The following is a 25,919-nucleotide window of genomic DNA, read 5'->3' on the forward strand; positions in this document are numbered from 1 at the left end:
AAATTTTCTTCCGGCCATTTTCTTTCGGCCGGACGATCTTTTTCAGCAACAAATTTGACAGGCCGAAAGCCACAGGCGTAACCTCTTCTCAATCACAACCTCAATGCGCACGCCGCCCCCCTCGCTCCCCGAGAAGGACTTCCGATCTCACGCCCCGGGCTTTTGGAAAGACAAACTAGTTCCCCAACAAGACTGGAATTCCTCAGCTTGGCAACTCCGCAACCGTGTCACCACCCTAGCGGGTCTGGAAGAGCACCTCACTTTGACCGACGAAGAGCGGGCCGGAGTGCTGCTCAGCGGAAACAAGTTGGCCATGGCCATCACTCCGCATTACTTCAATCTCATTGATCCCGAGGATCCAGAGGACCCGATCCGTCGGCAAGTCATTCCCCGGATTGAAGAGACCTGGGAAGATCCGGATGAAATGGCTGACCCCTGCGGTGAGGACAGTCACATGCCCGTCCCTGGGCTGGTTCATCGTTATCCAGATCGCGTTCTTTTCCTGGTCACAGACCGCTGCGCCAGTTACTGCCGCTATTGTACACGCAGTCGCGTCGTCAGCGGCGTGGGTGAACAGGAACTGCACACGGATTACGAAGCCGTGTTCCGATATTTGGAAAAGCATGAAGAGGTTCGGGATGTCCTCCTCAGTGGTGGGGATCCGCTCCTCTTTAGTGATGGTAAACTTGAGGCCATCCTCAAGCGCCTTCGCGCTATTCCACACATTGAGTTCCTTCGCATCGGCAGCCGCGTCCCCATTTTCCTTCCGCAAAGGATCACGCCGGAGCTGTGCCAAATGCTCCAGAAGTATCATCCTTTGTGGCTGAGTATTCACACCAATCATCCGCGCGAACTCACGACTGAGGTCAAAGCGGGGCTGGAAATGCTGGCCAACCATGGTGTGCCGCTGGGCAATCAAAGTGTTTTGCTACGAGGCGTCAATGACGATGCGGACGTCATGAAATCCCTCGTTCATAAGCTGCTGATGTGCCGCGTCAGGCCTTACTACCTGTATCAGTGCGATCTTATCCAGGGCAGTTCGCACCTCCGTGCCAGCGTCAGCACCGGTATAGAGATCATTGAGCAGTTGCGTGGTCACACCACCGGCTACGGGGTCCCTCAATTTGTCATTGATGCTCCTGGTGGCGGTGGCAAGGTCCCCGTGAACCCGGATTATGTCCTGCTTCGCGACGAGCAACGCACCATTGTCCGCAATTTCGAGGGTCGCACCTTTGAGTATCCGGAACCTGCGATGGTAAGAGTGTAATCTGGATGTAGGATTGGCGCTGGCCAACCATGCTTTCCCTCCACGATATCCGTTTTCAATACCCAGGCGGTGCTTTCTGTCTGGCGTTGAAAACGCTGGAGGTCCGGGCAGGGGAGTCACTCGTTATTTTAGGACCCAGTGGCGGTGGTAAAACCACGCTGCTGCGCCTGATGACGGGGCTTTTATCTCCAGATTCGGGGGAGGTGATCTGCGGGGAGACTCGTTTAAATCGACTTTCGCCCGAACAAAGGAGGCGCTTTCGCTTGGAAAAAGCAGGGCTTGTTTTCCAAGATTTTGCCCTTTTGGACTATCTGACTGTGGAGGAGAATATCCTCCTGCCTTCTCGTTTCAGCCCTTTATCCGGTACCATTTCTGCCTATGCGCGGGAACTGGCGGACCGTCTGGAAATCGCCTCACATTGGCGGAGGCGCGCCGCATACCTTTCCCAAGGCGAGCGGCAACGCGTTGCCATAGCCCGCGCCCTTGCTCATCGTCCTCAGTATGTATTTGCCGATGAACCCACCGCCTCCCTGGATACAGGCCGCCGAGGATTGGTGATGGATTTGTTGTTGGACTATACCCAGGAAACACAGGCGAGCCTGGTGATGGTGACTCATGATGCGGAACTGATGCCGCTTTTCCAAAAACAATTGCGTGTGGAGGACCTGACGGAATGATCGCGGCCTGCGTTCACCTCGCCTGGCGTTACGTTGACAGGCATCTGGGGCAGACACTGCTGCTTGCCGCCGCATTGGGCCTTGTTCTGGCACTGCCGCTTTCCATTCGTGTCATCGTCCGCGCGGCAGAGACTGCGATGCGTGCCCGTGCGGATTCGACGCCTCAGGTCATCGGCGGGCGTGGCAGTGCCCTGGATCTCCTGCTGAGCGCGCTTTATTTTAAGCGCCAGCCGCTGCCTGCGCTTACGGTCAAAACTCTTGATGAAGTCCGTTCCTCCAAACTCGGGACTGCCATCCCGCTTTACACCCGGTTTCATTCTCAGGAGGCCCCCATCGTCGGCACCAGCCTTGACTATTTTCCCTTTCGGAAACTGTCTCTCAAAGAAGGCCGGATGTTTGGCCGGTTGGGGGACTGCGTCATCGGTGCGGGGCTGGCCAATAAGCGTGGCTTAGGCATAGGCGATCACATTTTTTCATCCCAGGAGCAGGTGTTTGATCTCGCTGGCATATATCCTCTGAAGATGCGCATCACTGGTATCTTGGCTGCCAGTGGTACTTCCGACGATGAGGCGGTGTTTGCCGATCTCAAGACCACCTGGCTCATAGAGGGCCTCGCCCACGGACACGATGATCTCGTCAGCGATGATGCCATTCTGAAAAAGGAAGATGGTAACGTAATTGGCAATGCCAGCGTGCGCATGTTCAACCAGGTCACCGATAAAAACCTCAGCGGTTTCCATTTTCACGGAGATACCCATGCCTATCCACTGAGCTCCATTTTAATCAATCCCACCGACGCCAAGGCAGAGGCCATCCTTGCAGGGCGTTATCAAAAAAGTGATCATCCCGCCCAGATCATCCGTCCGCTGGACGAATTTCAGGCTCTCATGGGAACCCTTTTTCAGGTCGAATCTCTCGCGCATGTCATTCTCGCCCTCCTCGCTTTGGCGGCGGGCAGTGTGGCTGTTTTGGTGTTTGCACTGACATTTCGTTTAAGAAAACGCGAGTTTGCGACACTGGATGACCTGGGTATTTCCCGAAACGCCCTCGTTTTGACCAAAGGCATGGAGGTTATTTTAGTGACCATCATGGCCCTATTTTTCGCCATGATTTTGACCTCCATCGTCTGGCTGAATGCGGATAAAGGCGTATCCTTGATGCTGCGATTATAGAGAGGTCCTCTAACATTTGTGAGTTGTTCACAACAGATGCACATTCTAGTTTGACAGCTTGGGATGCGTGTTCTATAAACTCCGCCCTCTCTCCAGCAGACTTTTTATATGGCCAACATTCGTTCTTCAGAAAAAGACATCCGCAAGACCATCAAGCGTACCGCGGCAAATCAATCCGTGAAGAGCCGTATTCGTACGCTGCGCAAGAAAGTCCTTAGTGCCATCGAAAAAGGTGACGCTGCTACGGCCAGCTCCATGCTCAACGAGTTCTCTTCCGCCACTGACAAGGCAGCCAAGACCAAGGTGCTTCACAAAAACACCTCCTCCCGCCTCAAAAGCCGCTTGGCCCTCAAGGTCGGTGCTCTGACCAAGCCAGCCTAAGTTTAGGCAGGCAGTTTGATTTTCAAAAAAGCCCACCTCGCTACGGCAGGTGGGCTTTTTGTTTTTTTGCGCCAAGTTGCACTTTTTAGATTTTCAGGAGTACTGTTTCTCGTTTCAATCGCCGCCCATGATCCCCCGAATTTCCCTTTCACCGAACGGCCCGTCTTTTTCCCGTCTCGTCTATGGCACTTGGAGATTTTTGGATGATCCCGCGACCGCCAATGGAGATGATCTCCTCACGCGCCTCCATGCCTGCCTCGACCTTGGCATTAGCACTCTGGACACAGCGGAAATTTACGGTCTTTACCGGGTCGAAGAATTCATTGGCCAGACGCTGAAGAAGGAGCCTGGGCTGCGTGAGAAATTCGAGATCGTGACCAAATCGGGCATCTATGTCCCATGCGATTTCCACCCGGACCGGAAAGTGGCACATTACAATACGACTGCTGCGCGCATTGTGAAAAGCGCAGAGAAATCCCTGCGCCTTTTAGGCACCGATTACATTGACCTTTTATTGGTGCATCGTCCTGACTGGCTGACCAGTGCGGACGAAACGGCAGAGGGACTCAATCGCCTCCTCAAGGAAGGTAAAATCCGCAGTGCTGGCGTATCCAATTACAACGTCCACCAGTTTGATCTTCTCAATTCACGCATGGACCAGCCTCTGGTGACGAATCAGGTGGAATTCAGCCTGCTACACATGGATCCGATCTATGACGGTACGGCCGATCAGTGCCAAAAGCTGGGGATCAAGCCGATGGCCTGGTCTCCTCTGGCGAAAGGTGCCTTGATGGACGTGACGCAGCCTGCCAGTTCCCGTCTTCATGCTAAAGCGCAGGAGCTTTCGGCCAAATACAGCGGAGCCACCCTGGACCAACTGGCGTACGCCTGGATCCTGGCGCATCCCTCACAGCCACTGCCCATCATTGGCACCAACAAGCTGGACCGCCTCATCGCCACAGCGCGTGCGGCAGAAATCAAACTCGAGCGTGAAGACTGGTATGGCCTTTGGGAAGCGGCCCAAGGCCAGTCCATCCCGTGAAACCTAGTCCTTGACGCTGAAACGAATGATCAGGGCTGCCACGGTCGCCCCGATCAAGTTAGCCACCAAATCCCAGCCGGTATTCATGTAACCGCCGACGTTTGTTTTCGGCATGCTTAATACGGCGATGAATTCGATGACTTCATTCAGTGCTCCGAAGCCGACACCTGCGGCAGCGCATAGGGTGAGCATGCCCAGGGTCGGCCTCAGCCGAAAGCCTGCAACGCGCAGCAAGGAAGAGCTTAGTGCGTGCCAGCACAGCCAGGTGGTCACACCAAAGCCGTAGGCGTGAACGAGTTGGTCATACTTCAGCTTTTCAGGTATCAGCCACAAACTGTAGAGCACCGCGTGTTCTCCGTTGTAAGGCCATCCCGCCGGCACCGGGACCAACCCACCGGCCATGTGCAGCATGCCCCAAACGGAAAGTGCCCACAACAAAGGTGTTGTTAGGCCAACCTTCTTGTGCACCAGGCACATCACGCCGATGAGCACGAGCATCACCACAATGTAAAAAATGAATTCCGTGTTTCCCTGCACCATTGAAGTGGCGACGGAGGCAATCATGTAAGCACCATTAAAAAGGAAGACCGGCAGCAGGCGCGGGGAAGGGGAGTCTCTCATGTCCCTATCACACCACGCTCTCACGCTTCTGTCGAGCCGCACTTGCTCAGCTTAAATACTGGCATTGAAAGTCACCCCAGGCTTGAGTCGGCACAAAAAACGGTGCTGGTTGATTGGTGGATACAGACGCATAGGCGCATTAATCGCCCAAAATCCGAAGTCAAAGAGATGAGCAACGACTTATGGTACAAAGACGCAGTGATTTATCAACTGCATGTGCGCTCCTTTCAGGACAGCAATGGAGACGGGATTGGCGACTTTCGCGGTCTCATCCAAAGGCTGGATCATTTCACTGAGCTGGGTGTGACTGCCCTTTGGCTGCTGCCCTTTTATGTGTCTCCGCTTCGTGATGACGGTTACGACATTCAGGATTACTATGCAGTGAATCCAAGTTATGGAACCGTGGCTGATTTCCGCGAGTTCCTGGAGCAGGCTCATGCTCGTGGGTTGAAGGTGATCACAGAACTGGTCTTAAATCACACCAGTGACCAGAATGCCTGGTTCCAGCGCGCCCGCCATGCACTGCCAGGCTCTGTAGAGCGTGATTATTATGTCTGGAGTGACACTCCGGAGCTCTATCAGGAAGCACGCATTATTTTCAAGGATTTCGAACCGTCCAACTGGACTTGGGATCCGGTCGCTAAAGCCTATTTCTGGCACCGTTTTTATTCCCACCAGCCGGACTTGAACTTCGATAATCCAAAGGTGCATGAAGAACTGCTGCGCGTTGTGGACTTCTGGCTCAGCATGGGGGTGGATGGCGTGCGCCTGGATGCCGTGCCTTACCTCTATGAACGCGAGGGCACCAATGGCGAAAACCTGCCGGAAACGCATGCGTTTTTGAAAAAGTTGCGCAAGCACGTGGATGAGCATTTTGATAACCGCATGCTGCTGGCAGAGGCCAACATGTGGCCGGAGGATTCCGCCGCTTACTTTGGGGATGGGGATGAATGTCATATGAACTTTCACTTCCCGCTGATGCCGCGGCTGTTCATGACCATCCAGATGGAGGACCGTTACCCGCTGGTGGACATCCTTCAGCAGACACCTGCCATTCCCTCCAATTGCCAATGGGGCATCTTCCTGCGCAACCATGATGAACTGACGCTGGAAATGGTCACGGATGAAGAGCGGGATTATATGTATCGAGTGTATGCCGAGGACACACGTGCGCGGATCAATTTGGGCATCCGTCGGCGGCTCGCACCACTCCTGGGCAATGACCGTAAAAAGATAGAGCTGATCAATTCGCTCCTGCTTTCCATGCCTGGAACGCCCATCATTTATTATGGGGATGAAATCGGCATGGGGGATAACTTTTATCTGGGTGACCGCAATGGCGTGCGCACTCCGATGCAGTGGAACTCTGATCGCAATGCTGGCTTTTCCACAGGCCATGTGCATCAGCTCTTCCTTCCCGTCATCACGGATGCGGAATACCATTACACTACCGTCAATGTGGACGTCCAGCGGGCCAGCGCCTCATCACTGATGAGCTGGATGCGGCGCATGTTGCAGACACGTCGGCAGTCCAAGGCTCTGTCTTCGGGGGACTTTGAATTTCTGCATCCAGAGAATGCTCGCATCATTGCATTTGTCCGCCGGTATGAAGATGAGACCGTGCTCGTGCTGGCGAATCTTTCCCGTTATACTCAATACGTTGAACTGGATCTCAGCGCCTTCGGTGGATTGACGCCGGTGGAAATGTTTGGGCGTAGCAGAATGCCAGATCTGAAACAAGGGCATACCTCTTTCACGGTCGGACCTCATGGCTTTCTGTGGTATTCACTGCAGCGTTCTGGAGATGGTCATAGCGTCGTGCAATGGGATCCCCCTGTACTTCCATGTGCACCAGCGTGGGGCCGGGTTTTACAACAATCGCTCGAAAGCCGGGTCCTGCCTGCCTATCTTCAGCAGTGCCGTTGGTTCGGGGGCAAAGGCCGCACTCTTCGTGAAGTGAAGATGCTTCAATCGGTAATTTATCCGGAGACCCAGGTTCATCTATTCCTGCTTGAAACTTCCTTTTTGGAAGGTCTGCCGGAGCATTATTTGTTACCGCTCGTCTGGCTGGAGGGTCAGCCTGCCGCCCAGGCCCTCCTGGATGCGCCACTGAAATGCATCGCCCGTACCGGGGAATCTCATGTTCTCTTTGATGCCCTGCATCATCCAGAATTTCAAACGGCCCTCTTTCATAATATGACGGATGGCAAGGTATCTCTTCATCCTCCTTTTGCCGCCAAGCTCGAGCCAACGGCTGAACTGTCGCCTGATGAAGTAAAAAAAGCATCTGCAAACATTCGTGTCCTCACGGGAGAGCAATCCAATACTTCCATCAGCTATGGAGACATCTGGCTGCTGAAGTTTTTCCGCAAATTTGAAGCAGGCATTCAGCCGGAGGTGGAGATGACCCGCCATCTGACTCAGCATGAATTCAATGTGCCTGCACTGATATCTACCTTGTCTCTATCCACCGCCAGACGCGATGGGGAAGGGGTGATCGCCATGCTTGCCGGTTATACGCATCATCAGGGAGATGGCTGGACCTACACCTTGGATGCTCTGGCCCGCTACTTTGACCGCGTGTTGGATGCGCGCCTCATCACTCCTGATACTCCGGTGGAGCAGATGGTGGGGGCTATTTATCCAGAACGCGCTGCCCAGCTTGGGCGCATCACAGCGGACATGCATGCAGCCCTGTCGCGCCGGACGGATGATGCCGATTTTAAAGAGCTGCCTTTCAGCGTTTACTACAGCCGTTCATTGTATCAGGGCATGCGCGCCAATGTCTCGCGTGTATTTCGTGAACTCAGGCGCCAGTTGCCTGGACTGCCAGACGTTGTGAGACAACGGGCAGAATCCGTTCTCGCTCGTAAAGACGATGTGCTCAAAGTGTATGAAAAGTTGCTGCATGTCACTGTCAGGTCCAGCCTCATCCGCATTCATGGTGATTTCCATCTTGGGCAGGTTTTGAATACAGGACACGACTTTGTGGTCATCGATTTCGAAGGTGAGCCACGCTTGTCTTTAAGTGAGCGCCGACTCCGACGCCCTGCCTTGCGGGATGTGGCCGGCATGGTGCGCTCTTTCGATTACGCTGCTTCTGCCGCTTTGGAAAAAGCCAGTCCAGAGGACCGGGAGTGGCTGTTACCCTGGGCACGGGACTGGACTCAGATCGTGACCCAGGCTTACCTGGATGCGTACTTCAAATCAGCCAGCGGCAGCGCCTTTGTGCCAGATGATTTAGGAACACTGCAACTGCTTCTGGATCTGCACGTGCTGGATAAGGCGATCTACGAAATCGGCTACGAACTCAGTTACCGGCCACATCTTTTGCCCATACCTTTGGAGGCTGTGGAAAAGATCTTGGCTCCTTATCAACAGGGTTGAGGGATGATGCATTTTGTGACTCCTCACCCTCTGTGTTGAGAACTTCATCAAGGCTAAAAGGATACTTCTATGCTTCCGCCTCAGCCTGCTTCCACCCCCTTGCCTTGGGAACTTCCTTCAGGGCACCGCGAACGAATTCGCAATCTGGCCCAACAAACATTGCTTGAAGGTTCGATTCTTCCCGTGGAAGAGATCTCGAATCTTCAAACTTGGCAGCTTCCTTTTGGAGCGAACGTATCCGCCGCCGGTGTGGAGTACCGAGTCTGGGCTCCTGCGCAGCTGGGACTGGAGCTGCATATAGAAACGGCTTCTGGGGATGCTCGAATTCTTCCGATGCTGCCAGACGGGAAGGGATACCACCATGTGACCGATGGAGAGGGGCAAGCCGGAGATCGATATGCCTGCAAGTTGGCCGATGGCAGTTTGCAACCCGATCCCGCATCCCGATTCCAGCCAGCAGGTGTGCATGGATACTCACAAGTGGTGGATCCAGCAACGTATTCATGGAAAGACCAGACCTGGGAAAGGCCGGCCTTTCGGGATCTCGTGCTCTACGAATTGCATGTGGGAACTTTCACGCAGGAGGGGTCTTTTCTTTCCGCGATTGCCAAGTTGGCTGACCTCCAGAAACTTGGCATCAATGCCATTGAAATCATGCCGCTGGCAGATTTTGCCGGCAAACGTAACTGGGGGTATGATGGCGTATTCATCTATGCACCGGCCAATGCCTATGGCACCCCAGATGACTTGCGTGCCCTGGTGGATGCGGCCCATGCCCACGGCATCGCGGTGATTTTGGATGTGGTCTATAATCACGTAGGCCCAGATGGCTCCAGCCTCGCAGCTTTTTCACCGGCCTATTTTGATCCGGAGCGGCCTACCCCCTGGGGCATGTCATTCAATTTTGATGGTGTCGGTTCGGCGGCGGTGCGGGAATACTTTGCCAGCAATCCCCTGTATTGGATGCATGAGTTTCACATGGACGGTTTTCGCCTTGATGCCACCCATGCCATGAACGATACTTCGAAGCGGCATATCCTGACGGAAATCGCTGCCCGCATCCACTCGTTAGGTGGATACGTCATCGCCGAGGATGAACGCAATTCAGCCCGTCTCATCGAGCCGGAGGATAAAGGAGGTTACGGATTGGATGCTGTCTGGGCGGATGATTTTCATCATTCAGTTCGTGTCGGGCAGACGCGGGAACAGTATGCCTATCTGCAAAACTTCAGCGGTTCTCTGGAAGAAACGGTGGATACATTAAAACACGGCTGGCGCTTTAGAGGGCAGATACTTGCGCCGGGGCGCGTAGCTCGCGGGACTGAGGTTAGTCACGTGGCGCCATCGAGCCTCATTCATTGTATCTCCAATCACGATCAGTCAGGAAACCGTGCCTTTGGCGAGCGTGTGAGTGCCAGCATATCCCTGGATTCATACCGTGCTATTTCGATGCTGCTTTGCCTGTCTCCCTATACTCCGATGTTCTTTATGGGACAGGAATGGGCGGCTTCGACGCCCTTCCTTTTTTTTACGGACCATCATCCTGGACTCGGCCAGCTCGTGACAGATGGGAGAAGGCGGGAGTTTTCAGCCTTCCCTGAATTCAACGATCCAGCGACACTCAATGACATACCGGATCCCCAAAGCGTAGAAACCTTTTTACGCTCAAAACTGGACTGGAATGAAACCTTGTTGCCTGCACATGCCGGAGTGCTGGAGCTATACCGCCAGTGTTTGCTGCTTCGCAAATCCCAGGCTGCTTTCCGCCCGCAGACCAGGCAAGGATGGGATGTCGGGGCAATGCAGCGCGGCGTCGCCTACATTCGATATGACGACTGGGGGACAAGTTATCTGCTGCTATTTCATTTGTGGCCCGAAGAAGATTTAGTCCAACTGGATCTGGAGCATCTGCCTTGGATGCAGCAAGGCAGCCCATGGGAGTTTCTGATATCCAGTAACGATGTGGCCTTTGGTGGTGCTGGTTGTTCTCTGTCTGGCAAGGATTCCACGTATGTCTTCGGTGGTGCTGAAACCCTTTTGCTACGGTCGCCACCCGGCTTCTGATCTTTTAAAGAATTATTTTCATGAGCCCTTTTCCCTCCATTCCTACAGCTACTTGCCGCCTTCAGTTTCACCAAGGTTTCCGGTTTGCCGATGCGCAGAACATCGTGCCATATCTTCGAGATCTGGGCATCACCCATATCTATGCGTCCCCCATCTTTAGGGCCAGCCAAGGCAGTCTTCATGGTTATGACATTTGTGATCATAACGAACTCAATCCTGAATTGGGTAATCGTGACGACTTCGATTCGCTGACGGAGGAGATGAGGAAGTATGGTCTAAAACTGATCCTCGACTTTGTGCCTAACCACATGGGTATCACAGAGGGCAGCAATCTATGGTGGATGGATGTGCTGGAGAACGGTCCTTCTTCCTGCTATGCCAGCTACTTTGACATCGACTGGAAGCCATTAAAAAGAGAGCTGGAGTCCAAGGTGCTTCTTCCGATTTTAGGGGAGCAGTATGGCCGCACACTTGAGGGGGGGAAACTCTTCATCGAATATGATCAGGGAAGCTTTTGCCTGCGCTATGAAGACCGTTATTTACCGTTGGCTGTGCACAGCCTCCTTCCGGTGCTGGAGCGTGTGGTATCGAAACTTCATTTGGAGGAAGCTGACGTTCCAGTGGAACTGGAAAGCATCATGTTTGCCATTGAACATCTGCCTTACACGCAGGAAGCGCTTGGGGGACGCATGGCTGAGCTGGTGCGGGAGAAAGAGGTGATACGCACTCGCATGATGAGACTCTGTGAGGAACACCCGGAGGTCACAGCAGCAATTGCAACCGCATTGGAAGATTTTAACACCGGCGGCGAGCACAAAAACTTTGATCCTCTGGATGCTCTCATCAGTGCCCAGCATTATCGTCTGGCCTCATGGCGAGTTGCTGCTGAGGAAATCAATTACCGCCGTTTTTTTGACGTCAATACTCTGGTGGCTTTGCAGATGCATTTGCCTGAGGTGTTTGCAGCCACGCATCAACTTGTGGGAGAGCTCCTCAAGTCGGATGTAGTCACTGGACTGCGGATTGATCACATCGATGGGCTACGGGATCCTCATCGTTATCTGACACTCCTGCAGGAATGCCATGCCAATGCACATGAGGTGAATCCAGAGTCCAAACCTCTTTATCTACTGGTGGAGAAGATTCTCGGGCGTGATGAAAATCTTCGTGAAGACTGGCCTGTCCATGGCACTACGGGCTATGAGTTTGCCACCCAAGTCATCGACGTGCTGATCGATAGCGATGCTGAAGCGCAGTTTACCCAAACATATCGTCGCTTCACAGGCATGGCATTGCCATACTCTGAGTTTGCCTATCGTGGAAAACTGCTAGTCATGCGTGCCGCAATGGCCAGCGAGGTGAATGTTTTGGCTCACCAGCTCAGCCGCATTGCTGAGACCAACCGCTGGTATCGTGATTTCACCTTGGAGGCTTTGGGTACTGCTTTGCGTGAAATCATTGCCTGCTTTCAGGTTTATCGCACATACATCACGCCCGAGGGGGAGATCAGCCATGAAGATCACCGCATTATTCTTCGTGCGATCGCCATGGCCCGAAGGAAAAATGCGGAACTGGAGCGCACCGTTTTTGAGTTCATTCGTGATGTGCTTTTGCCCCCTGCGGATAACCCCCATCCGGTGGATGAAAATGCCCGCCGGTTGTTTGTCTTGAAGCTTCAGCAATGCACAGGTGCCATTACGGCGAAAGGAGTGGAGGACACTGCTTTTTATGCTTATACACGATTGGTTGCCCTCAATGAAGTAGGAGGAGAGCCCGGTCACTTCGGCAGTGATGTGGAGAGGTTTCATCAGCAAAATAAAATGCGTGGGGAGAAGCATCCGCATTGCATGCTAGCCACCTCCACACATGACACGAAACGAAGTGAGGACGTCCGTGCACGCATCGCCGCCCTCTCTGAAATGCCCCGTGAATGGGCGCGGGCAGTGCGGACCTGGCACCGTGCTAACCGGAAGTTCGCCAAAAAAATGGAGGATTCCGCCGCTCCTGATTTGAATGAAGAATACTTCCTGTATCAAACCTTGCTAGGAAGCTGGCCCCTGTATCCAATGTCCGAGGAAGAGCGCCAGGAATACATCGGCCGCATCTGCCACTACATGGTCAAATCATTGCATGAGGCCAAGATCAATAGCAGTTGGATCGAGCCAAATTTAGAGTGGGACAATGCAGTGAGCGTTTTTGTGGAGCGCATCCTGACCCCGGCAAAAAACAACTCCTTTGAAACCAGCTTTCTGCCTTTGAGCGAACGTGTTGCAGAGCTCGGGGCCTTCAATGCTCTCACGCAACTCGTGTTAAAGCTCACTTCTCCTGGCGTACCGGATGTCTATCAAGGCCAGGAATTATGGGACTTCAGCCTTGTCGATCCAGACAACCGTCGTCCAGTGGACTTTAACTTACGGAAGTCCATGCTCGAAGAAAGTTTCCCCACTCCTGAGGAAATGTTGAGCCAGTGGCGTGATGGTCGCATCAAGCTTTTCATCACCCAGAAGCTTCTTCATCTCAGGCAGCAGCATTTTTCCCTATTTGCCTCTGGCTGTTATGATCCGCTAAAGACGAGCGGCATCTACGCTAGAAATGTCATCGCGTATCGCCGCGGGGATCTTGTTGTTGTGGTTCCCAGACTCATCTCCCAGGTCGGCACTCCTCCTGTGGGGGATTGTTGGCAAGATACCTCGGTTGAGTGGGAAGGATTGCCGGATCTCTTTAATGTCTTCACGGGTGGATGGCTGGCATCCTGTCCCTCCATGCCGATGTCTCAGCTACTGAAAGTGTTTCCAGTCGGTGTTTTCATCACGAAGGAATCGCCACATTAGGCATTGAGAGGCTTTTACATCCATAGGCAGCCTGTCGTGCGAATTGTTATCGCCCGCCAGACTAAACCTTCTCTGGCCATGGCTCATATTGCATGCACATCCCCCCTCAATCTCTGCAAGATAAGGTCGCCCTCGTAACCGGGGCAGGTTCAGGTATCGGCAAAGCCTCTGCCAAAATTTTGGCCCATGCTGGCGCGTCAGTGGTCCTTGTAGGTACCACTTTAGAAAAGCTGCAGGAAGTGGAGGAAGAAATACGCCACCACGGTGGAAAGGCTGTTTCAATCTGTGCCGATGTTAGCCAGAGCAAGGAGGTGGAGAAAGCTGTCGAAACAGCTATTCATCACTGGGGCAGACTAGACATCGTGCTGGCCAATGCGGGTATCAATGGAGTCTGGGCTCCTTTGGCAGACATTAAGGAAGAAGAGTGGGATGCGACACTCGATACCAATCTCAAAGGTACATTTCTGACTTTGAAGCATAGCTTTCCGCATCTGAAAAAACACGGCGGCTCAGTTATTGTCACCGCATCAGTCAATGGCACCCGCATGTTTAGCAATACCGGTGCTTCCGTTTACGCCTGCTCGAAAGCAGGGCAGGTGGCTCTTGTGAAAATGCTGGCTCTCGAATGGGCTCCAGAACGTATCCGCATCAATGTGATATGCCCTGGCGCGATTGAAACGGAGATTGATGACTCTACAGACGTGCGACCTCAGTCAGGCAAACAATTGACTGTGGATTTTCCAGACGGAACCGTTCCTTTAAATCAAGGAGAAGCTGGCACTGCCGGGGAAGTGGCGCAACTAGTCTGGTTTTTAGCCTCCGATGCATCGAGCCATATTACAGGAACGGAAATCTTTATTGATGGCGGCCAGTCACTTCTCCAAGGCTAAATTGAGCCTAACATAAAGTTATGAAAATTTATTCATTTTTTATCGCCGCTGTTTCGGTGGTGCTGATGAGTTGCTCCAGCACAAAAGACACAAAAACGCTGCCCACGGCGGCGAAGGTGGATATCCAACGCTATATGGGGCAGTGGTATGAAATTTTCCGGCTGCCCAATCAATTCCAGCGGGATGATTCGAGGGCGGAAGCACTTTATACCATGCAGCCAGACGGAACTGTTAAAGTCCTGAATACAGAGATACGTCCTGACGGCACCCAGAAGAAAGTTTCTGGTACAGCGACAGCGATCTCGGATGGGAAAAATAGCCGCTTGAGAGTGACGTTCGAAGGTCTCGCCTCATTGGTGCCAGTCTCAAAAGAGGGCAATTACTGGATCATCCGTGTGGCTCCCGATTACTCAACGGCTCTCGTAGGCACTCCAGACAGAAAGTACCTTTGGTTGCTTTCACGCACTCCGCAGATCAGCCCCACACGACGCTCTGCTTATGAATCTGAGGCCGCACGGCTTGGCTTTGATACCAAACGTCTGCTTCATCAAAGATAGATTGTCACTTTAAAACTCACCATTTATGATCACTACATCTAACGACCCACAACCTGAACAACCGACTCCCAATGAGGTGGATGTTGAAGAAATGCCAGTCCGTGAGGACGATACATTTATTGATGTTCCCGTCCCTAAACGTGTGACCCGTGAGGTTGACTCAGGCGGCTTATCCAACTCTGACAAAGAAGACACTCAACAAGGGGATGAAGGTATTGATGATCCCCAAGAGATAACAGCGTAAGCGATAACTGATGATAAGTTCCACGGTGGCAGCCATCTGCCACCGTGTTTTTATTTCATCACCGGGTCAGGGCCACGATGACAAGAATAATCAGGATAAGGCCAAGTCCGCCGCTGGGATAGTATCCCCAGCCAGAACTATATGGCCAGGCTGGCAGAGCGCCAATGAGTAGCAAAATCAGCAGTATAAGCAGGATGTTATTCATGGTATTTAATTGGGTTACTAAAGGTATCGTATGCACGCATACCTTTGGCTGTAGGTGATACAGATACCCCAGACAAATGATGACGTTGCCATCAGGAGAAAACTACCCGGCCAATTTATCGGCAGATAGCGATGTAACTTTGCTTATGAAACTGCCCCTAGATTCCAGACACGTCGCCATCCTGGTAACCGATGGCTTTGAACAGTCCGAATTGGAACTGCCACTTCGCGCTCTGGAACTGGCAGGGGCCAAGGTCACCATCATATCCCCTGCGGCAGGTGAGATCCAGGGCATGCATCACGATGAAAAAGGAGATCTATTTGATACCGACCTCCGGTTGGATCTTGCAGACCCCGAAGACTTTGACGCTTTGCTTTTACCTGGTGGACTGGCTAATCCTGACACGCTTCGCTCATTGCCGGCGGCAGTCTCTTTTGTGCGGGAATTCGGTCTCCAAGGAAAACCTATCGCCGCTATCTGTCATGGTCCCTGGATTCTCATTGAAGCGGGCCTGGTAGAAGGCCGACGCCTGACTTCGTGGCCTGCTATCCAGACCGATATCCGCAATGCCGGCGGTGAATGGGTGGATGAAGAAGTCGTTGTGGACATGAAACTGGTCACCAGCCGTCAGCCCGATGACATACCGGCCTTCAATAGCAAAATGATCGAGGTATTCAGTCAAGGGGCAGACATACCTCTGGGCGTTGGAGCACAGCCTCCACTTGAAGATTGATGCTTCACTCCTCCGTAAAGAGGCAGCTTATTGCGCTGCTCCAAGGTTTTTTTCCTTCATTCATAAACGCACTTCTTCTACAAAAACCGAATGTCTCAGATGCCACTCTTTAATTCCGCCCACACAGCACCGGCCGCTAGCATTCGCATAGCCGTCGTGGATGATCATTCCATCATGCGTGCTGTCTATCGCAGTTTGGTCGATGACTGTCCTGAACTCCTGATGGCTTGGAGCGCTTCCACCATCGGGGAGGCCCGTCTCCATGTTGAAAGGGATGAGGCCCCGGATGTCATTATTATGGACGTGACTCTGCCAGACGGCACTGGTTATGATCTCGTGCGCGAGGTCCTTCAAAAATATCCCACCATCCCCATTTTGATGGTCTCCGCGCACGAAGAAAAATCCTATGTGCAACAGGCGGTCGATTGCGGCGCGCGCGGATATTTAGTCAAAGATTCTTCGCCTGCCGAACTCATGGACGCCTTGGAAACGGTTCTGAGTGGAGAAACTTATTTTAAACCAGCGCTCAACCTGACTTCAGGCTGAGCCGATTCGACTCATTCATAAACTCTAATGAATTCGCAGGCCAGTCACTCCACATTGAAATCCTATTGGCAGGATTTCAAGTCAAGCGCCCCAGGCCACCGTTTCAAAGACTTTTATGAACGGCGGCAGGAGGAGCGATCCGGGAGTGGATATGGGAAGCGTTTTCTCTATGTAGGATTGGGATTGGGTCTGGTCATTGCGGGCGTGGTATTCCTGGCACTTCCAGGGCCTGGCCTTCTTGGCGTCGCACTGGGCCTAGCTCTGATTGCTGGGGAGTTCAGTTTTATGGCTTCCTGGCTGGACAGGGGAGAAGTGATGCTACGGGAAGCTGTCCATGTCTTGGCTAAATGGTGGGGCCATTTGCAGTCTTACCAGCGCACACTGTGTTGGGTGCTCGGCTGCCTTTTAATACTGGCAATGGCGGGTGTCATTTACGAATGGTTACGCTAAGCTTTCTCTGCTGAGGCCACACAGCCAGATGTCTTGAATGGGACGATGATTGGATAACCATCTTTTCACTCATGCCCCAGCTACAACAAAAGAAAAAAGCTCTACGTCCCAGGCAAAAGCAGGCGCAGCAGCCAGGCCTGGAACATCGCATGGATCCCCAGCCGGAATCGAGAGTCTTACAGACTGTCCATCAGCCGAAACTCGCTGGGCAAGTGGTCGTTATTTCAGGTGGGGACAGCGGCATTGGACGTGCAGTTGCACTGGCATTTGCTGAACAGGGAGCTAAGACCGCTATCCTTTATCTGAATGAACGCAAGGATGCCGAGGAAACCGTGCGTTTGGTCAAAGAAGCTGGTTCCGATGCATTCTCTCTATCGGGTGACATTGGCCGTGAATCCTTCTGCCAACGTGCAATCGCTAAAGTCATTCGTCAGTGGGGTAGGCTGGACATTGTCATTAACAACGCTGCCGAGCAGCATCCGCAGGACTCCTTGGAGGAAATCACAGCTGTTCAATTGGAAAGAACATTTCGGACCAATATCTTTTCCTATTTCTTTCTCACCAAAGCGGCTCTGCCTCACTTAAAAAGCGGCAGTTCCATTATCAATACGACGTCCGTGACGGCCTATCGAGGCAGCGCATCACTGATCGATTACTCTTCCACCAAAGGGGCAATTGTTTCGTTTACCAGGGCGTTGGCTCATTCGGTCATCAAGCGTGGAATACGTGTCAATGCCGTCGCTCCAGGGCCAGTTTGGACACCGCTCATCCCTGCCTCGTTTCCAAAAGAAAAAGTCGAGACTTTCGGGTCCGATGTCCCCTTAGGACGGGCGGGTCAGCCAAATGAGATTGCCCCTTGTTATGTTTTCCTCGCTTCTGCCGAGGCTTCCTACATCACCGGTCAAGTATTGCATCCCAATGGCGGCGAAATCATCAATGGTTAGTCCAAGGCCCCTTGCCGAGAAGGAGCATGCAAAGGAAGCAGGATTATCCTATGCTTCTGATCACCGCCCCGGCATTACCCGGCACCTTGCGGGAAAAGAATTCATCTACTCATCTGCCGCAGGGGCTCGCATCACGGATGCGGCGGTGCTTTCCAGGATCAGGTCATTGGCCATTCCCCCTGCTTGGACGGATGTTTGGATCTGTCCATCAGATAAAGGGCATCTGCAGGCCACCGGACGGGACGCGCGCAAGCGCAAGCAATACCGCTACCATCCACTCTGGCGTGAATACCGCGACGGAAATAAATTTCAACACATGGTGGCCTTTGCAAGAGCCCTTCCAAAGATTCGCCGCACTGTCCGGCGTGATTTGAAAAAACCAGGGATGCCACGTGAAAAAGTATTGGCGGCTGTGCTCAAGCTTCTGGAGACCACTTTGATCCGTGTGGGAAACGATGAATATGCACGCACGAACCGCTCTTACGGTCTCACCACTCTACACAATAAGCATGTCAAAATCTCAGGGGATAACATCCTTTTCAACTTCAGGGGAAAGAGCGGAAAGGTGCATGGTATTCGCCTGAAAGACCGGGAAATGGCGCGTATCGTCAAACGTTGTCAGCATATGCCAGGGCAGGAACTCTTTGCCTATGAAGACGCTGAGGGAAAGTTACACGACATCGGTTCCCAAGATGTAAATGAGTATTTGCGCGCTATCACGGGCAGCGATTTCACGGCAAAGGATTACCGCACCTGGGCAGGGACCGTGCTGGCGGCCATTGCCTTGCGTGAGTTTGAAGACGTCGCATCCCAGGCTCAGGCCAAGAAGAACGTGATTGTGGCTGTCGAGTCAGTGGCCAGAATGCTGGGAAATACTCCTTCGGTGTGTAGAAAATGCTATGTGCACCCCACCATTTTGGATTCCTATTTTGAGGGGCTTACCATTGCCACGCTGACCAAAAAAGTGGCTGTAAAAATTGATAAATCACTCTCCGCACTGAAGCCTGAGGAGGCTTCAGTGCTTGTGCTGCTACAGCGGCGGCTAAAGGATAACCGCCGCCGTCTGTCAGCCTCAGGAAAAACCTGAGTGTAACCGGTTTATTTCGGCCTCAAATCACTGCGCATGATCTGCCATGCCAGTGTGAGGCCGCCACCTGTGGCCAGCAAAAACAAGACCATGGCAAACCCAGGATAACCAAAAATGCGGAAGCTCGTATCGATTCGCATCAGTAGAGAAGCTCCCATAATCATGGAGGCAAGGATCAAGCCCAGGGTGATGCGATTGGCCACTTTTTGGAGACCAGTCATCACCACTTTTTCATCAATGGTATCCAAATGGATTTTCAATTTATTAGAGGCGACCACCTCCAGGAATTGATTCAACCTTCCTGGCAATTTCTCAAACAGTTCCTTGGCATCCAAAAGGGAATTGAGCAGGTTGCCAGGGGAAAGACTTTTCATGGTCTTTTCCTGCATCAGTTTACCCGCATTGCGGCGGATGGATTCATTGGGGTCAAAGTCGGGATCCAGAGTTCGACCCACGAGATCCAGATTGAGCAAGGTCTTGCCTAGCATCGTCAGTTCCTCCGGCATGCTCAGGCCTGTGTTTGCCGCTACCTGAGTCACTCGCATGACGATTTTTCCCACCTGCATATCCTGCACCGTTGCACCCTGCTGCTGGCTGATGATCTCTGCAATTTCACGGCGGAAGGTGACTTCATCAAAACCATCCCTTTCCGTGCCCATGCTTTGGGCCACTGCCGCTGCCCGGTCGCTCTGCCCATCACTGATGGCGATAAGCAGTTTCAGAAGTTGATCCTGCATCTCCGGTCCGATGCGGGCCACCATACCGAAATCCAGCAATGCAACACGGTTGTCCACAGTCAAAAACACATTGCCAGGATGCGGATCAGCATGGAAAACGCCCATGACCAATATCTGGTGGAGGTAAGATTTGAAAACCTCTTCCGCCAAACCCGCGCCATCGATTTCAAGCCGGGTCAGGGGATGCAGTTTGGTCACTTTGGAGCCATCCACATACTCCATCGTTAGCACACGCCCGCTGGAATAATCATCAATCGGGGCTGGGATGACGAGGCGGGTGAATTCGGCTAATTTGGTCCTCATCATGCGCATCGTCTGGGCTTCGAGGCGATAGTCCAACTCACGCAATAAGGCCTTGCGCAGCTCATTGACGATCTTGGTAAACTCAAACCGACGGCCCATGTCGGTATGCTTATCCAGAAACTCCGCAATTTCCGACAGCGCGGCCAGATCCGTGGCCACATGCTCACGCACATCCGGTCTCTGAACTTTCACCGCCACCTCCTGCCCGCTGCGCAGCACAGCATAATGAACTTGCCCCAGTGAGGCAGCCGCCATCGGAGTCTCGTCGAACGACTTGAAGGCTTTCGAAATTCTCGCTCCGATCTCGACTCCCACGATGGCTTCAACCTTCTCATAGGGGAAGGGCTTGATGTGATCTTGCAGCATACTCAGACCCTCCATGTAGGCTGGGGGTATGAAGTCTGAGCGCGTGGATAAAAGCTGCCCCAGTTTGATGAAAGTTGGACCCAGCGCTTCCAGATCTTTAGCCAATTCTTTGGCGCCTGGCGGGACCGGCGGCGGTGGAGCAAATTCCAATGGATCATCCACGATTGGAGCGTTTTTGACCAGATCGCCATGCCCATATTTAATCAGCAGACCGACGACTTGCTTGTAGCGTTTAAGATGCTCGGGATTGAGGGAGAGAGTCATACAAAAGTGAAATCGAAATGCGCCTCCTCACCGCGTGCATTCTGCAATCGACTTCCTCCATTTTTTAGTTAGACGCATCGCGGCCGTCTGATCCGATTTGGAGTGAGAAGTTGCCGTGGATTAACTTTCTGAAAGTTCAATTACCCTACTCTTGCCCCAATAACCCGTGTTGACCTGTATTTTCTATGTTTCCACTGCTCAAGCCAAAGGCTAAAACCTGGGCCAAAAGCTTGGCTCACGTCGGTCGGAATGACGAAAATCATTCCCGCTATGGATGGATGAAATTTGCAGCCACTGCTCTTTTAAGCGGTGGGGCAGCCATCATTTTTAGCAAAAACTTCCTCGAAACGGAGAAGCGAATTACTCACGATATAGACACGGATTACGGTGTGATGGATCCCGCTTTTGAACGGGTGATGAGCCACTTGATGGGGCCGCCTCTGGTTGGTGGAAACAAGGTCACCATTCTTGAAAACGGGGCCGAGTTTTTTCCGCGCATGTTGGATGCCATACGCAAGGCAAAGCACAGTGTCACTTTGGAAAGCTTTGTTTTCATCAAAGGAAAAATCTCCAAGGCTTTTGCGGATGCGCTTTGCGAAGCCGCACAACGGGGAGTTAAAGTTCACTTCCTCCAGGATGCGATGGGATGCGATTGCATCGACAGTGAATTCGTTCAGCGCATGGCCGATTGCGGCGTGGAATTGGAGATTTTCAGACGATTTAATCTGGCGCATTTTAACCATCGCACTCATCGGAAGCTCCTGATTGTGGATGGGCGTATCGGTTTCACAGGTGGTGCCGGAATCTCCGATCAATGGGATGGCAATGGAGATAAAGCCGATCATTGGCGAGACACCCAATATGAAGTGGAAGGACCTGTGGTTTCCCAGATGCAGCAGGCATTTATGGATAACTGGATGCAGACCCGCGCCCAGGTCTTGCATGGCGACCTCTACTTCCCTGAGCTATTCCCTTGTGGGGACAAAACTTGTCAGATGCTGAAAAGCTCTGTCAGCGAAGGCGCAGACAGTGCGCGTTTGATGTTTCTGCTTTCCATCGCCGCTGCCAGACATTCCATCCGCATCGTCAATCCATACTTTGTTCCTGACATGCTGGTGCTGAAGCTTTTGAAAAAAGCCCGCCAGCGAGGAGTGAGTATAGAGATCATCGCTCCTAGCAAGCGTATTGATCAGCGGCTCGTTCGGTTTGTCGGGCGTGCTCGCTGGGGCGGGCTGCTGAGGGAAGGGGTGCGTTTCTATGAGTTTCAGCCCGCCTTGCTGCACAGTAAATATTTCATTGTGGATGAGCATTGGGTCTCGGTCGGTTCCTGCAATTTGGATGACCGCTCTTTATGCTTGAATGAAGAAGCTAATTTAAACATCCTCGGCACTGACTTTGCGAGGGAGCATCTTGAGGTGTTCGAATACGACAAAGCGCAGTCCGTCGAAATCACCTGGGCGACATGGCGAAACCGTCCCCTTCAGGAAAAGCTTCTCGGTCATGTGGGCGGTATCATGCGTTCGCAAATGTAGTTAGGCTAGCGCCAGGTCGGCGATGAGTGGCAAGTGGTCGGATGCCGTACGTATTTGTTTGTCACTGGGCACCTCCACGTGCTCAACGACCAGCCTGTCATTGATAAATATGTAGTCCAGGCGCGCAAGCGGCCAGCGTGAGGGAAAGGTTGCCCGTGGCCAACGTTGCAGTGTCCAGGGCTGCACGTCATGCAACAATCGGGTGAATGCGCGATAGACCTGGGAACCTGGCAGTGCATTGAGGTCTCCACATAAGATGAATCGAGCTTGGCCTGCAGGTTCCCCCATCCACTCAGGCCCCAGAAGTGCCTGGGTCTGGGCTAGGCGCTCGTCCCACGCCAGTCCGAGGTGAGTATTGAGCAGAAAGACTTCTTCACCCTTCACGTCCAGTCTTACCAACAGCGCCCCACGGGGTTCAAATGCCAGTCGTGAGCTTGTCGTTGGCAATATACCTTTTTTGACCAGACTCATGGGGAGCTTGCTCAGAATGGCATCCCCGTAGTGTTCGGAAAAGTGACTCAGGGTGGGATGGAACTGGAAGTCCATTTTCAGATGATCCGCCAGTAGCCGCACCTGATCTATTCCACCGCTTCGTGCCCTTTCTACATCCAGTTCCTGTAGCGCTACCACATCAGGGTTAAATGAGGCGATGACCTCCGCGATGCGGCCTTCATCCAGACGCGCATCCGTACCTACACAGCCATGCACATTGTAGGTCATCACACGGAGGGTTGATGTGATGCTCATGAATGACAACTTGGGTCTGACAGTTTCTCGCTGGTCTGTAGTGAGGGTGATGCATTTATCTTTGTGAAGTTTTAGCTGGAGGGGACATCTCTTGCATTTGTTCGAGAGCCTCTTTGCGGTCTTCATCGGTGACCTTGGAATGATTTTCCTTGTTGGCCAAGTCAGCGGCCATCTGTTCAATCTGATCAGTGCCACCCAATTGAGAGTCCTGATCCTGGCTCGTAGATGGAAGATGTTTTTTCATAATGTCTGTGGATACAGATACGCATGTGCGACGGCCTTCGGTCCTGCTCGTTTTAAGAGGCACTTCAATACATCCATGTCCTGTTACGGCGGCGAATCACATGAGCAGCCGAGGCTCTTTCTGTGCCCAGACTGCCAACACTAACCATCCGATATCCTATGAAATCCTATTCGATTAAAACCCTGGGAGCTGCTCTGGTCTGTGCTTTCGCAGGCCTTTCCCTTGTGACTACACAAATTCATGCTGCAGATCCAAAAAGCACTCTGAACACTGGCGATGAAGCGTTCGTGAAGGCCGCTTCTCAACACGGCATGGGCGAAGTCCAAATTGCCGCTCTGGGTGTCAAAAAATCTTCTCGTGAAGATGTGCGGGCACTGGCTGAAAAGCTGGTGACTGATCATGGTGCAGCCAATACCGAGCTTGCCACGCTGGCCAAAACCAAAGGCGTGATGATCTCGGCCGTCACGGATCCGAATGATACGGAGACCATGAAGGAACTCGAAAACACGAATTCAGGCGAGGCCTTTGATAAAGCCTTTCTTGCCCAGCTCGAAGACGACCATGAGGCCTCTATCGACCTCTTTGAAGAGGCTGCTAAAGACTCTGCCGATGCAGAAGTCAAAGCATGGGCTGCTAAAATGCTGCCAACTCTCCGCGCTCATCTGAGCGAAATTCAGGCAGCCATTAAAAAGTAACCATCCACATCTTCTGACCGCAGTTTGATCTGCCTTTAGAATGCCCTGGCGGTGATGACGGACCTTTAGGCCTGCTCTCACCGCCAGGGTTGTTTCAGCCTCTCTAGCTCGTTATTCGATTTTTTGTTATGCCTCCACCACCTCCTCTGCCCAAAAAACTCGCTGGCCTACTGGTGCCGGTTTTTGCCATGCGCCGCACGGATGACATGGGCATCGGTGACACCCAAGCAGTCATCGAAACCATTGACTTCTGTGCTGCCAATCAATTCGCCGTCCTTCAGTTGCTGCCTATACACGAAACGGTTGGAGACCACAGCCCTTACAATCCCATCAGTTCTAGGGCTCTTTCACCTGCCCTCCTGACCCTGCATCCTGATTGGGTGCCAGGATTGAGTGAGGAAATCATCAAGCGGCATGCTACAGAATCCTGGCTCATCCAGCTCAGGGAAGGACCTGTAAAACACCTGTCTGTCCATGCCTTGAAATTGCAAATCTTGATGGATGCTGCCAAGTCCTTTGAAGAGCAGATGGATGACTTTACTGCTTTGGCTGAAGACTTCAAAGCATTTCAAGATCAGGAGGATCAGTGGCTACCGGCCTATACACTTTTTCGCGTGCTCGTTCATGAATATGAAGGCAACACTCATTGGGAGCAGTGGCGGCCGGAGCATCATAGCCTAGCTTTGGCAGAGTCTTGGTTTGCAGCCCATGCCGACAATGCGCGCCTAGCTTCACTCAGACGTGCTTTTGCATTCGTTCAATGGGTAGCCCATCGGCAGTGGCTGCAGGTGCGGACGCATGCTGAAGCCCAGAGTATCAAGCTGATGGGGGAAATGTCATTCGGTGTCTCCAAAAGCAGTGCGGATGTCTGGAGCCGACCTGAGCTTTTCGATACAGAATGGAGCATGGGTACACGGCCGGTGTCTTATTTTGATACCAATAAAGACTCCGAGCGCTGGGGACAAAATTGGGGGTTGCCGCCCTACCGTTGGGAAAACCATCGCTCAGAGAAATTCGCCTGGCTCCGAGGGCGAATGAGTTCTGAAGCAAAGTACTTTCATATCTGTCGGCTCGACCATCTAAGAGGCTATTTCCGCGCCTACATGTTTCCATGGCAGGGCGGTCCTCAGCATGCCGAATTTGCCACCTTGAGTGAAGAGGAGGCCTTTCTCAAAACCAATGGTCGCTTGCCCCGTTTTGTCCCTGGGCCAGATGATGAGGAGACCACGGCGCAGATGAATGACCTGCAAGGCCGTGAACTTATCTCCATCATGCAGGAGGCTGCTGGCGAAATGGGACTGATGGCCGAGCTGATGGGAATGATGCCAGACTACATGAGACAGGCATTGGAAGACCTCCAGATGCCAAATTTAACTTTCCCACTTTTGGAGAAGGATGACGAAGGGCATCTTCTTCATCAGGAAAATTTCCGTCCTCTCAGTCTCGTCTCCTATGGGAACCATGACCACGCACCGCTGGCAGCAGTCTATGCCCGCCTTCATGAGGGGATGGGAAAGGATATGTCTGAAATGTCTGGAGACCTTCGCAACCTTCTGGCCTTTGCCGGTTGGTCAGGTTCCCCGCCTGATACGCTCACCAGCGAGCTGCTTTCCGCTTTGCAAAAATCCTTGTTTGAGACGCCCTGCCTGCTGGCTGTTCTCATGTGCACGGATCTTATCGGCACTGCACAGCGCTTTAATCTGCCTGGCAGTTATGGAAGCATGACCTGGTGTGAGCGCCTGGAATTGCCCTGGGACGGACTGTGCAGCCATCCAGTTTATGGGGCGCGCATTAAGGAAGCTGTCCAATGGGTGTTGCAATCTGGGCGTGCCCCAGATTGAGATCGCCATGACTTTATTCGAACCTCCGAATTAAACTCGCCTTCGATACATGCCGATACATCCGCGCATCATGCAATAAACGATATTTCAAA

The 25,919-nt window shown here is 52.7% G+C and carries 24 protein-coding genes; 19 read left to right on the forward strand and 5 right to left on the reverse strand.

Features of this window, described 5'->3' with window-relative positions:
• Positions 1-103 precede the first annotated feature (103 nt).
• The 5 genes from EI77_RS08790 (at position 104) to EI77_RS08810 (ending at position 4,539) form a co-directional block, all read left to right on the forward strand.
• A complete protein-coding gene (locus EI77_RS08790) occupies positions 104-1,267 on the forward strand; it encodes a KamA family radical SAM protein (protein WP_133794763.1) in 1,164 nt (387 codons plus the stop codon).
• Between the two features lie 29 nt (positions 1,268-1,296).
• Positions 1,297-1,944: an ABC transporter ATP-binding protein gene (locus tag EI77_RS08795; protein WP_133794765.1), complete on the forward strand. Its 648-nt coding sequence runs from the start codon at positions 1,297-1,299 to the stop codon at positions 1,942-1,944.
• Positions 1,941-3,116, forward strand: coding sequence for an ABC transporter permease (locus tag EI77_RS08800; protein WP_133794767.1), 1,176 nt, complete (start codon positions 1,941-1,943; stop codon positions 3,114-3,116). Before EI77_RS08795 ends, EI77_RS08800 begins: the two co-directional genes overlap by 4 nt.
• Before the next feature lie 108 nt (positions 3,117-3,224).
• Positions 3,225-3,497 (forward strand): 30S ribosomal protein S20, encoded by a 273-nt coding sequence (gene rpsT, locus EI77_RS08805; RefSeq protein WP_133794769.1) that lies wholly within the window; start codon positions 3,225-3,227, stop codon positions 3,495-3,497.
• A gap of 127 nt (positions 3,498-3,624) precedes the next feature.
• Positions 3,625-4,539 (forward strand): aldo/keto reductase, encoded by a 915-nt coding sequence (locus EI77_RS08810; protein ID WP_133794771.1) that lies wholly within the window; start codon positions 3,625-3,627, stop codon positions 4,537-4,539.
• Between the two features lie 3 nt (positions 4,540-4,542).
• Here the strand turns inward: EI77_RS08810 and EI77_RS08815 are convergent, their stop codons facing one another.
• A complete protein-coding gene (locus EI77_RS08815; protein ID WP_133794773.1) occupies positions 4,543-5,160 on the reverse strand; it encodes a DUF2238 domain-containing protein in 618 nt (205 codons plus the stop codon).
• A gap of 168 nt (positions 5,161-5,328) precedes the next feature.
• Between EI77_RS08815 and treS the strand changes: the two genes are divergently transcribed.
• From treS to EI77_RS08845, 6 genes are all read left to right on the forward strand, one after another.
• Positions 5,329-8,547, forward strand: a complete 3,219-nt coding sequence (gene treS / locus EI77_RS08820) for a maltose alpha-D-glucosyltransferase (RefSeq protein WP_133794775.1) — start codon at positions 5,329-5,331, stop codon at positions 8,545-8,547.
• Between the two features lie 69 nt (positions 8,548-8,616).
• Complete coding sequence (gene treZ / locus EI77_RS08825) at positions 8,617-10,611, forward strand: malto-oligosyltrehalose trehalohydrolase (protein WP_133794777.1); 1,995 nt, start codon at positions 8,617-8,619, stop codon at positions 10,609-10,611.
• A gap of 20 nt (positions 10,612-10,631) precedes the next feature.
• On the forward strand, positions 10,632-13,442 hold the full coding sequence (gene treY, locus EI77_RS08830; protein WP_133794780.1) for a malto-oligosyltrehalose synthase: 2,811 nt from the start codon (positions 10,632-10,634) through the stop codon (positions 13,440-13,442).
• A 92-nt stretch (positions 13,443-13,534) separates the two neighbouring features.
• A complete protein-coding gene (locus tag EI77_RS08835; RefSeq protein WP_133794782.1) occupies positions 13,535-14,332 on the forward strand; it encodes an SDR family oxidoreductase in 798 nt (265 codons plus the stop codon).
• Positions 14,333-14,352: 20 nt separating this feature from the next.
• Positions 14,353-14,889, forward strand: coding sequence for a lipocalin family protein (locus EI77_RS08840; RefSeq protein ID WP_133794784.1), 537 nt, complete (start codon positions 14,353-14,355; stop codon positions 14,887-14,889).
• Between the two features lie 25 nt (positions 14,890-14,914).
• Positions 14,915-15,133 carry a hypothetical protein gene (locus tag EI77_RS08845; protein WP_133794786.1) on the forward strand — a complete coding sequence of 73 codons (219 nt, stop codon included), beginning with the start codon at positions 14,915-14,917 and terminating at the stop codon, positions 15,131-15,133.
• Between the two features lie 58 nt (positions 15,134-15,191).
• On the opposite strand, the gene EI77_RS08850 is transcribed toward EI77_RS08845, so the two are convergent.
• The gene (locus EI77_RS08850) at positions 15,192-15,338 is read right to left on the reverse strand and encodes a DUF3309 family protein (protein WP_133794788.1); all 147 of its coding nucleotides are present in this window, start codon (positions 15,336-15,338) and stop codon (positions 15,192-15,194) included.
• A 145-nt stretch (positions 15,339-15,483) separates the two neighbouring features.
• Here EI77_RS08850 and EI77_RS08855 point away from each other — a divergent pair, with 145 nt between their 5' ends.
• The 5 genes from EI77_RS08855 to EI77_RS08875 all read left to right on the forward strand — a co-directional run bounded on the left by EI77_RS08855 (position 15,484) and on the right by EI77_RS08875 (position 19,098).
• On the forward strand, positions 15,484-16,071 hold the full coding sequence (locus EI77_RS08855; RefSeq protein WP_133794790.1) for a type 1 glutamine amidotransferase domain-containing protein: 588 nt from the start codon (positions 15,484-15,486) through the stop codon (positions 16,069-16,071).
• 99 nt (positions 16,072-16,170) lie between these two features.
• Positions 16,171-16,617, forward strand: coding sequence for a response regulator (locus EI77_RS08860; RefSeq protein WP_279586903.1), 447 nt, complete (start codon positions 16,171-16,173; stop codon positions 16,615-16,617).
• Positions 16,618-16,644: 27 nt separating this feature from the next.
• Positions 16,645-17,067 carry a PGPGW domain-containing protein gene (locus EI77_RS08865; protein ID WP_133794794.1) on the forward strand — a complete coding sequence of 141 codons (423 nt, stop codon included), beginning with the start codon at positions 16,645-16,647 and terminating at the stop codon, positions 17,065-17,067.
• Positions 17,068-17,138: 71 nt separating this feature from the next.
• The gene (locus EI77_RS08870) at positions 17,139-18,011 is read left to right on the forward strand and encodes an SDR family oxidoreductase (protein ID WP_133794796.1); all 873 of its coding nucleotides are present in this window, start codon (positions 17,139-17,141) and stop codon (positions 18,009-18,011) included.
• Positions 17,986-19,098, forward strand: a complete 1,113-nt coding sequence (locus tag EI77_RS08875; RefSeq protein WP_208300306.1) for a DNA topoisomerase IB — start codon at positions 17,986-17,988, stop codon at positions 19,096-19,098. Before EI77_RS08870 ends, EI77_RS08875 begins: the two co-directional genes overlap by 26 nt.
• Before the next feature lie 11 nt (positions 19,099-19,109).
• Here the strand turns inward: EI77_RS08875 and EI77_RS08880 are convergent, their stop codons facing one another.
• Complete coding sequence (locus EI77_RS08880; RefSeq protein WP_133794798.1) at positions 19,110-20,768, reverse strand: ABC1 kinase family protein; 1,659 nt, start codon at positions 20,766-20,768, stop codon at positions 19,110-19,112.
• Positions 20,769-20,953: 185 nt separating this feature from the next.
• Here EI77_RS08880 and EI77_RS08885 point away from each other — a divergent pair, with 185 nt between their 5' ends.
• Positions 20,954-22,300 (forward strand): phospholipase D-like domain-containing protein, encoded by a 1,347-nt coding sequence (locus EI77_RS08885; RefSeq protein WP_133794800.1) that lies wholly within the window; start codon positions 20,954-20,956, stop codon positions 22,298-22,300.
• On the opposite strand, the gene EI77_RS08890 is transcribed toward EI77_RS08885, so the two are convergent.
• Together EI77_RS08890 and EI77_RS08895 are read right to left on the reverse strand one after the other, a co-directional pair.
• The gene (locus EI77_RS08890) at positions 22,301-23,047 is read right to left on the reverse strand and encodes an endonuclease/exonuclease/phosphatase family protein (protein ID WP_133794802.1); all 747 of its coding nucleotides are present in this window, start codon (positions 23,045-23,047) and stop codon (positions 22,301-22,303) included.
• A 55-nt stretch (positions 23,048-23,102) separates the two neighbouring features.
• The gene (locus tag EI77_RS08895) at positions 23,103-23,291 is read right to left on the reverse strand and encodes a hypothetical protein (RefSeq protein ID WP_133794804.1); all 189 of its coding nucleotides are present in this window, start codon (positions 23,289-23,291) and stop codon (positions 23,103-23,105) included.
• Between the two features lie 158 nt (positions 23,292-23,449).
• Here EI77_RS08895 and EI77_RS08900 point away from each other — a divergent pair, with 158 nt between their 5' ends.
• Positions 23,450-23,986, forward strand: coding sequence for a DUF4142 domain-containing protein (locus EI77_RS08900; RefSeq protein ID WP_133794806.1), 537 nt, complete (start codon positions 23,450-23,452; stop codon positions 23,984-23,986).
• 128 nt (positions 23,987-24,114) lie between these two features.
• On the forward strand, positions 24,115-25,827 hold the full coding sequence (locus tag EI77_RS08905) for a 4-alpha-glucanotransferase (protein ID WP_133794808.1): 1,713 nt from the start codon (positions 24,115-24,117) through the stop codon (positions 25,825-25,827).
• Positions 25,828-25,919: the final 92 nt, after the last annotated feature.

The organism is Prosthecobacter fusiformis (genome assembly GCF_004364345.1).
Lineage (GTDB): Bacteria > Verrucomicrobiota > Verrucomicrobiia > Verrucomicrobiales > Verrucomicrobiaceae > Prosthecobacter > Prosthecobacter fusiformis.

Excerpts from the sequence above, each read along its gene's own strand:
- EI77_RS08800 (WP_133794767.1), top strand. The coding sequence starts at position 1,941 with ATGATCGCGGCCTGCGTTCACCTCGCCTGGCGTTACGTTGACAGGCAT.
- EI77_RS08790 (WP_133794763.1), top strand. The coding sequence starts at position 104 with ATGCGCACGCCGCCCCCCTCGCTCCCCGAGAAGGACTTCCGATCTCAC.
- rpsT (WP_133794769.1), top strand. The coding sequence starts at position 3,225 with ATGGCCAACATTCGTTCTTCAGAAAAAGACATCCGCAAGACCATCAAG.
- EI77_RS08815 (WP_133794773.1), bottom strand. The coding sequence starts at position 5,160 with ATGAGAGACTCCCCTTCCCCGCGCCTGCTGCCGGTCTTCCTTTTTAAT.
- EI77_RS08810 (WP_133794771.1), top strand. The coding sequence starts at position 3,625 with ATGATCCCCCGAATTTCCCTTTCACCGAACGGCCCGTCTTTTTCCCGT.
- treZ (WP_133794777.1), top strand. The coding sequence starts at position 8,617 with ATGCTTCCGCCTCAGCCTGCTTCCACCCCCTTGCCTTGGGAACTTCCT.
- EI77_RS08850 (WP_133794788.1), bottom strand. The coding sequence starts at position 15,338 with ATGAATAACATCCTGCTTATACTGCTGATTTTGCTACTCATTGGCGCT.
- EI77_RS08835 (WP_133794782.1), top strand. The coding sequence starts at position 13,535 with ATGCACATCCCCCCTCAATCTCTGCAAGATAAGGTCGCCCTCGTAACC.
- EI77_RS08795 (WP_133794765.1), top strand. The coding sequence starts at position 1,297 with ATGCTTTCCCTCCACGATATCCGTTTTCAATACCCAGGCGGTGCTTTC.
- EI77_RS08890 (WP_133794802.1), bottom strand. The coding sequence starts at position 23,047 with ATGAGCATCACATCAACCCTCCGTGTGATGACCTACAATGTGCATGGC.
- EI77_RS08860 (WP_279586903.1), top strand. The coding sequence starts at position 16,171 with ATGCCACTCTTTAATTCCGCCCACACAGCACCGGCCGCTAGCATTCGC.
- EI77_RS08870 (WP_133794796.1), top strand. The coding sequence starts at position 17,139 with ATGCCCCAGCTACAACAAAAGAAAAAAGCTCTACGTCCCAGGCAAAAG.
- EI77_RS08895 (WP_133794804.1), bottom strand. The coding sequence starts at position 23,291 with ATGAAAAAACATCTTCCATCTACGAGCCAGGATCAGGACTCTCAATTG.
- EI77_RS08885 (WP_133794800.1), top strand. The coding sequence starts at position 20,954 with ATGTTTCCACTGCTCAAGCCAAAGGCTAAAACCTGGGCCAAAAGCTTG.
- EI77_RS08840 (WP_133794784.1), top strand. The coding sequence starts at position 14,353 with ATGAAAATTTATTCATTTTTTATCGCCGCTGTTTCGGTGGTGCTGATG.
- EI77_RS08905 (WP_133794808.1), top strand. The coding sequence starts at position 24,115 with ATGCCTCCACCACCTCCTCTGCCCAAAAAACTCGCTGGCCTACTGGTG.
- treS (WP_133794775.1), top strand. The coding sequence starts at position 5,329 with ATGAGCAACGACTTATGGTACAAAGACGCAGTGATTTATCAACTGCAT.
- EI77_RS08865 (WP_133794794.1), top strand. The coding sequence starts at position 16,645 with ATGAATTCGCAGGCCAGTCACTCCACATTGAAATCCTATTGGCAGGAT.
- EI77_RS08855 (WP_133794790.1), top strand. The coding sequence starts at position 15,484 with ATGAAACTGCCCCTAGATTCCAGACACGTCGCCATCCTGGTAACCGAT.
- EI77_RS08900 (WP_133794806.1), top strand. The coding sequence starts at position 23,450 with ATGAAATCCTATTCGATTAAAACCCTGGGAGCTGCTCTGGTCTGTGCT.
- EI77_RS08875 (WP_208300306.1), top strand. The coding sequence starts at position 17,986 with ATGGCGGCGAAATCATCAATGGTTAGTCCAAGGCCCCTTGCCGAGAAG.
- EI77_RS08880 (WP_133794798.1), bottom strand. The coding sequence starts at position 20,768 with ATGACTCTCTCCCTCAATCCCGAGCATCTTAAACGCTACAAGCAAGTC.
- treY (WP_133794780.1), top strand. The coding sequence starts at position 10,632 with ATGAGCCCTTTTCCCTCCATTCCTACAGCTACTTGCCGCCTTCAGTTT.
- EI77_RS08845 (WP_133794786.1), top strand. The coding sequence starts at position 14,915 with ATGATCACTACATCTAACGACCCACAACCTGAACAACCGACTCCCAAT.